We start from the raw sequence: 6,996 nt of genomic DNA, 5'->3' as shown, positions 1-6,996 counted from the left end.
CTAATATACTTGCCGTCCTTTGGCCAATACACCAGTATATTTGTTCTGGAGACCATTGCTCAGTAATAGAAGGCGCTTCGCCTCTTCCATGACATCCTTGTCGACTGAACGATTGCCTGGCTTTCTGCGCCTTGTTTGTACTGCATTTGCTTGGGCAGTTTCCCAATTATAGTGTCTTCTGACTCCACTATTACGTCTTATTTCACGAGACACTGTACTTGCACTTACATTTATCGCCTTGGCAATATCTTTTTGTTTCGTTCTATTTTGGAGTAGCACAGAAATTGTGTACCTTTGCTCCGAGGTTAATTGTTTGTACATTGCAATGCAAAATTAATTAATCTTTGGGAGACAGAGGTCTCCCTTTCTTATTTTTATGCATTGCTTGTTGATTTTCTTCTCATGGGGGCTTCTCGCCCCCAAACCCCTCGGTGTTTTCAGGTATAGATTATTAAGCTACACCAGCACTTGGGATTGCAGTTCTATGTTGAACTTGCGCCGTCTTACTCATTTATGTGAAAGCCTATATATACAAGGATATTTGAATCTTGCACCGCTTAAGCGTTTCTCATCAAGGCTAACAAGCCCCTTCTCAGATAGAGGACATAAATTTATGACACAGTCGACACCTACAAAAAATAATCGGGCCAGAATCTATATAGACTCTAACCCGACTTCTTTTTTATATTCTCCCAAATAATCTTTCTTTCAAACTACTTGCGTAGTTATAGGTCTGAACCATTCTTTATGCCAGACAGTTCGCACGACCTATATTATATTCACTAATGCCATGTGTCAAATAATGAACTAACTTACGCATAAAACTCATATTCTTTACTTTCTTCATCATAATGTTTCCTTTCTTCAAATTGAGTTATACAATCTTTTTTTTGTGTTCCCTACTGAGACTGAAGCCCTTTCAGTGGCAACCTCTTGTTATCCTTATGAGGTGCCGTTTGTGTTGTTTTGTGCTTGCAAAGTTAGTACACTTTCCAATATCTGACAAAGAAAACTTGCTTTTTCAAGCCGTTTTTTCATTAATAATTGACTGACGTCAATGCTATTGACACGTATCAAACGACCTAATTGATTTACATCAATGCTTCGAGTTGATGTATATCAATTTACCAAGCCACCATGATTATGAAAAGGAGTTTCTACCCATAAACAAAGTGATAGAACTTGCAAAAGTAAGACAAATTTCTCCGTATTTGCTTACATTAGTATCGTAATTAGGCTGTATGAGGTAAGTTATATTCCGACAACGTGGAGTATCACTTTGAATCGTAGCCTACTATTTCCTTAAGGAACGGCTGTTTTATGTAACAATTAATTTCTTATTTTACAAATAAATGTTATCTTTGCAACGAGAACAACTTTAGCGTTTGCATAAACGTTGAGGTAAATATGCTTCGTCAGAATAGAAACCAACCTAAATAATAGGATTATCTTATTCTTAAACTTAATATATTAAAGACTATGAATCGTAACTTTCTTTTAGCATCATCGCTATTCTTATTTCTATCATTGATGTCCTGTAATGCGCAGCGCAATAAGGGACTTTGTTGTGGACATAAACCTGACTCAGCTGCAATAGTACTAAACAATCAGGCAGTAAACGCATATACATATCGGTCGAACTCACCTGACTCCGTGAAAAAGGCGTTGACCCTACTCGACAATGCTATAGCAAAGGATTCTGACTACCAACTGGCTTATGCAAACAAGGCGACTTACCTCAATGATCAAGGCAATGTTACGCAGGCATTAGAGACGCTAAATGCTTATCTCAAGCGTAACCCAACAGAGCCTTACACACTTCTTGGTGCAGGTATGTTCTATGAGAAGATGGGAAACAAGAAGGAGGCAATGGACTACTACAAGCGTGCTGAAGAAAACTTCAAGAGACTCTACGAGGAAGATCATAACAGTGCACACGAGATAAACCGCTATTTTGCTATCATGTTGATAGAGGGACCTAAGAGGATTAAGGCTCTGTATGAGGCTGAGAGAGACCGCCTTGCTTCAGACGAAGAGAATCGTAAAGCGAATGATACCTTTGTGATGTCTATAATTGAAACTCCACGTGAAGAGTTTATAAAGTAGACAGTTACAGTATTTTTCAAGAGTAGTGACAGGTGGACGAGTAACAAGTTTAACCCGTCAGAAACTAAGTAAACAATAAATGAAAAATAATACTACAGCTTAAAGGGAAATGGTAGAGAAGAAAAGAGAAGATGCACTTGTCCTCCATAACGAAGCAAGATAAAAGGGGGATGAAATGCTAAACTAACAGACTGAGATTGTAGGAGAATTTCGGTAATCATTCCTTTCTCCGTTCATCCATAGGCTGGTAAGAAAACAAGAGGAGGCCTAACTGTATTCGAGAACATGCCCTTCTTGCACGTTGAAGACGCCTTTCTTGAGGCAAGAAGGGCGTCTTCTTCATGCGTGTTGGTAACAGATTGATTTATTGTAGGTTACAAACGCAATTACAGAGAATTTCACACTCCTACTTTGAAAGAATATAGATCGACCCAATGTGATGATATTTTACGATTTTACTGACTTTGCTTAGATCTGGAATGATTACTGAGGTTCTTTATAGAAGAGGGACTCCTCCCCAGCTGCCATCAGACACAAAAGAGTCAGAAAACAGACACATAGGTCAAAAGGAATATCTAAAACGTCACTCGAAAAAGACGGATGAACCATAAAAAAGGGACTGGAAAGCGGTTTATCACATTTTCTTTTCTTATCTTTGCAGTATGAACACGAACGAAAATCATAGCTTCCGATTGCCTGCTGAGTGGGAACCACAAAGCGGGATTATACTGATATGGCCGCATGAGGACACCGACTGGCGTCCTTACCTGAACGAGATTACCGAGGTTTATCTACAGATGGCAGACGCTATCACACGTTTTGAACCATTGTTGATTACGGTACGTGATACGGAAAAAGTACATTCCCTATTAGCAGAAAGGCTGACTGAAGGACAGATGAAGCGTGTGACGCTCTTTGCTTGTGACAACAATGACACATGGGCACGTGACGTTGCACCCATCTCACTCGTATCAGACAAGGAGCCGAAAGGTAGCTTACAAGCGCTTCGCCTACTCGACTTTTGTTTCAACGGATGGGGCGAGAAGTTCGCAGCAGAAAAGGACAATAGAATTAACCGCCAACTTTATGAAGCAGGACTCTTACAAGGTGTATTGGAGAACCACAAGGACTTCGTGCTGGAGGGCGGTTCGATAGAGAGCGATGGAGACCGCACACTCTTCACAACAACGGGTTGCCTTATGGCACCACACCGTAATCAACCGCTTACACAAGAGGAAATAGACAAACGATTGCGCCTTTTCTTCCCCAATGTTGAGCGGGTTGTCTGGTTGGATTATGGTCAGTTGGCAGGTGATGACACCGACGGACATATTGATACCATCGTACGAGTTGCACCCAATCACACCTTATTATATATAGGGTGTGACGACAAAGAAGACGAACACTATGAGGACTTCCGACTTTTGGAGGAACAATTAAAGCAGCTTCGTACAATCGATGGTGACCCTTATCGTCTACTCCGCCTTCCGATGCCTGATGCTATCTATGATGATGGCGAACGCCTACCAGCGACACATGCCAACTTCCTTATCATCAACGGGGCAGTGCTTGTCCCAACCTACAACCAACCCGAAAAGGACAAAGCAGCTTTGAATATAATTCAAGAGGCTTTCCCCGACCGTGAAATCATCGGCATAGACAGCCGTACTATCATAAGACAGCATGGCTCAATACACTGTTTGACGATGCAGCTGCCATTAAACGGATAGCACTACCCGCCTCATTATCGTGACAGAAGACAGTGTTGTAATCTTAAAACACAGAACTATAAACATCAACAAGGCAAACACCTTTATTATGAGAGAACTAAAAATAGGTTTCTTGCAACAGCATAATGTTGCAGACATCAAGAACAATATAGAACGACTGGCAGAGGGTATTACAGACTTAGCACAACGTGGTGCGGAGCTTGTAATCCTTCAAGAGCTACATAACTCACTCTATTTCTGTCAGACAGAAGACGTAAATAAGTTCGACTTAGCCGAGACTATACCGGGTCCCTCTACTGGCTTCTATGGTGAATTGGCACGCGAATTGGGTATTGTCATCGTGACATCGCTTTTTGAGAAACGTGCACCAGGACTTTATCATAACACAGCTGTAGTGATAGAGAAGGATGGCAGTATTGCTGGTAAGTATCGTAAGATGCACATTCCAGACGACCCAGCTTATTACGAGAAATTCTACTTCACACCAGGCGACCTCGGTTTCCATCCTATTGACACGAGTGTGGGTCGTCTTGGTGTACTTGTCTGCTGGGATCAATGGTATCCTGAAGCAGCTCGCTTGATGGCCTTACAAGGTGCGGACATGCTTATCTATCCAACAGCCATTGGCTATGAAAGTAGTGATACAGACGAGGAGAAACAGCGTCAACGTGAGGCTTGGACAACAGTGATGCGTGGTCATGCTGTTGCCAACGGTTTACCAGTGATTGCTGTCAACCGTGTCGGCCATGAACCAGACCCAAGTGAGCAAACACAAGGTATTCAGTTCTGGGGAAGTAGTTTTGTTGCTGGGCCACAGGGCGAACTACTCTATCGTGCTTGCGACGATGATGAGGAGAGCGTTATCCTCAATATCGACCTCGACCACAGCGAGAATGTGCGTCGTTGGTGGCCTTTCCTGCGTGACAGACGAATAGATGAATATGGAGAGATAACGAAGAGGTTTATTGATTAAAAAACTCCCCTAACCCCTCCAAAGGAGGGGATTATCTAATGGAATAAAGCTCCCCTCAGTCCCTCCTCCCTAACATTTCACTGATGGCAGAGAATTAATAAGGAGAGAACACTTACTTCTGTAAGGAAAAGAGCACTAAACCTATAACTAACATCAGTGCAGCTTACTGATTATATCCATAGATAGAGAAAGAGCCATATCCAAACTCTTACTATGAGTTTAGATATGGCCCTTTTGTTTATTAGTTATGTCCCAACCTTGATTATTGGGTTTTCAATGATAGCTTACAAGATTCGTAATGCACCTATTGGGCCATCTTCTCCTTCACATCTTTATGCTCATCACACGCAGTGTTCTTCGTGAACAGCAATAGTATGGAGGTTTAATAATATTTGAACATCATATTCTCTTCTTCAGAGATTTATAGGACGTTTTATCCTATTAGCTTGTCATCTCTTTTGGAGAGATAGGAGGGAAGGGACTCTTATATCAATGTCATACCAGTCTCATCACACGCTCTTCTCATATCCTCAGGCCATATACTTGCTTGTATCTCACCGATATGTGCTTTGTGCAACATTATCATACAAAGACGGCTCTGGCCGATACCACCACCGATAGACAGTGGCAGTTTGTCAGAAAGCAGCTGCTGATGGAAGAAGAGATGCTCACGTTCTTCCTGTTTCTCTATTGCCAACTGACGGAGTAAAGCAGTCTTGTCCACACGGATACCCATAGACGAGAGTTCAATACTACGTCCTAAGATTGGATACCAAATGAGGATATCACCATTCAAACCCACCTTACCATCTTCAGCAATCGTTGACCAATCATCGTAATCAGCAGCACGACCGTCATGCTTCTCGCCATTGCTTAATCTGCAGCCTATCCCTTCAATAAACATCGCACCATACTTCTTACACACCTCATCCTCACGCTCTTTTGCGGTCATCGTAGGATACATATCTAACAAATCCTGCGCATGAATAAAATGAATCGACTGTGGAAGGAATGGTTCCAACTGAGGATAAGTCTCACAAGCAAGGAACTCCGTGCGTAAAATAGCTGCATAGATACGACGAACAACAGTCTCCAGATAATGACGCGTCCTATCGTCTTCGGTGATAACAGCTTCCCAGTCCCACTGGTCAACATAAAGAGAATGAAGGTTGTCCAGCTCCTCATCGGCACGAATAGCATTCATATCCGTATAGATACCATAGCCCGGTTGGATGTCGTAGTCGGCTAATGTCAGCCGTTTCCACTTTGCCAATGAGTGCACCACCTCAGCCTGTGCCTCTCCCAAGTCCTTAATAGGAAAGGATACAGGGCGTTCGACACCATTCAAATCATCATTGATACCTAAGCCTTTCAGTACGAATAGCGGTGCTGTAACACGACTTAGTCGTAGCTCGGTAGCTAAGTTCTGTTGGAAGAACTCCTTTATCAGTTTTATTCCTAACTCGGTCTGGCGTTTTCCAAGTGCAGCTTTATATCCTTTTGGTTTTATCAGTTGACTCATTATCGTTCCTTTCTATTAATGACTTGACTATTATTTTAATTGCGCACAAAGGTATATATTAATTATCAAACTGCGAAACAAACACCTATCCAATGTTACATAATAATATATTCCGACTACATTTCACAACATTATGATAGTTTATTAGTCAATTATCTCCTCTCATGTTATTTCTTATTGCCACTGTTAACAAGAACAACCTACCAACCAAAACAACTACTCTGACGATAAAGAGTTGATTACCAAACAGCCACAAAGAGAGGGACACAGGGTTCTCTCTATCAGTAAGGATATTACTAAACCTTCAAAACAACGCATTTATATCAGATACTTTAGTAAGAATGTTTACTGTTCGTTTGGAGTTATGCAAACTTTACTGTATCTTTGCACAGTCATTAGGCTCCGTAGCTTAGCTGAATAGAGCGTCAGATTCCGGTTCTGAAGGTCTTGGGTTTGAATCCCAACGGAGTCACTAAAAGTGTAAACTCTCTAATGGTATTTAGCCGAATGAGGCCAGAAAAATGTTCTGAAGGTCTTGGGTTTGAATCCCAACGGAGTCACTAAACAATGATGACATTTCATTATGTCTATCCAAATAAGGGTAATTAAATGAAGATTATCATAGATACAGAGTGATAATACCTTTATGACATTTAGCTGAATGA

6 protein-coding genes and 1 tRNA gene are annotated in these 6,996 nt (G+C 41.6%); 4 read left to right on the top strand and 3 right to left on the bottom strand.

What is annotated here, in order from left to right:
- A complete protein-coding gene (locus HMPREF0666_RS06575; RefSeq protein ID WP_009011591.1) occupies positions 1–321 on the bottom strand; it encodes a helix-turn-helix domain-containing protein in 321 nt (106 codons plus the stop codon).
- A 424-nt stretch (positions 322–745) separates the two neighbouring features.
- Positions 746–868, bottom strand: coding sequence for a hypothetical protein (locus HMPREF0666_RS18440; protein WP_255346421.1), 123 nt, complete (start codon positions 866–868; stop codon positions 746–748).
- Positions 869–1,479: 611 nt separating this feature from the next.
- On the opposite strand from HMPREF0666_RS18440, the gene HMPREF0666_RS06570 reads away from it, so the two are divergent.
- The 3 genes from HMPREF0666_RS06570 to HMPREF0666_RS06560 all read left to right on the top strand — a co-directional run bounded on the left by HMPREF0666_RS06570 (position 1,480) and on the right by HMPREF0666_RS06560 (position 4,809).
- A complete protein-coding gene (locus HMPREF0666_RS06570) occupies positions 1,480–2,106 on the top strand; it encodes a tetratricopeptide repeat protein (protein WP_009011589.1) in 627 nt (208 codons plus the stop codon).
- Positions 2,107–2,768: 662 nt separating this feature from the next.
- Complete coding sequence (locus tag HMPREF0666_RS06565; RefSeq protein ID WP_009011588.1) at positions 2,769–3,836, top strand: agmatine deiminase family protein; 1,068 nt, start codon at positions 2,769–2,771, stop codon at positions 3,834–3,836.
- Positions 3,837–3,924: 88 nt separating this feature from the next.
- Complete coding sequence (locus HMPREF0666_RS06560; protein WP_009011587.1) at positions 3,925–4,809, top strand: carbon-nitrogen hydrolase; 885 nt, start codon at positions 3,925–3,927, stop codon at positions 4,807–4,809.
- Between the two features lie 484 nt (positions 4,810–5,293).
- Here HMPREF0666_RS06560 and asnA read toward each other — a convergent pair whose 3' ends face one another.
- On the bottom strand, positions 5,294–6,331 hold the full coding sequence (gene asnA / locus HMPREF0666_RS06555) for an aspartate--ammonia ligase (protein ID WP_009011586.1): 1,038 nt from the start codon (positions 6,329–6,331) through the stop codon (positions 5,294–5,296).
- Positions 6,332–6,729: 398 nt separating this feature from the next.
- Here asnA and HMPREF0666_RS06550 point away from each other — a divergent pair.
- Positions 6,730–6,803, top strand: a tRNA-Arg gene (locus HMPREF0666_RS06550).
- Positions 6,804–6,996 lie beyond the last annotated feature (193 nt).

This window comes from Prevotella sp. C561 (assembly GCF_000224595.1).
Classification (GTDB): domain Bacteria; phylum Bacteroidota; class Bacteroidia; order Bacteroidales; family Bacteroidaceae; genus Prevotella; species Prevotella jejuni.
Note: the sequence above shows the minus strand (reverse complement) of the source record. Positions and strands in the feature narration are given on the sequence as shown.

Coding starts and splice junctions, on each gene's coding strand:
- HMPREF0666_RS06570 (WP_009011589.1), top strand. CDS start 1,480: ATGAATCGTAACTTTCTTTTAGCATCATCGCTATTCTTATTTCTATCA.
- asnA (WP_009011586.1), bottom strand. CDS start 6,331: ATGAGTCAACTGATAAAACCAAAAGGATATAAAGCTGCACTTGGAAAA.
- HMPREF0666_RS06565 (WP_009011588.1), top strand. CDS start 2,769: ATGAACACGAACGAAAATCATAGCTTCCGATTGCCTGCTGAGTGGGAA.
- HMPREF0666_RS06560 (WP_009011587.1), top strand. CDS start 3,925: ATGAGAGAACTAAAAATAGGTTTCTTGCAACAGCATAATGTTGCAGAC.
- HMPREF0666_RS06575 (WP_009011591.1), bottom strand. CDS start 321: ATGTACAAACAATTAACCTCGGAGCAAAGGTACACAATTTCTGTGCTA.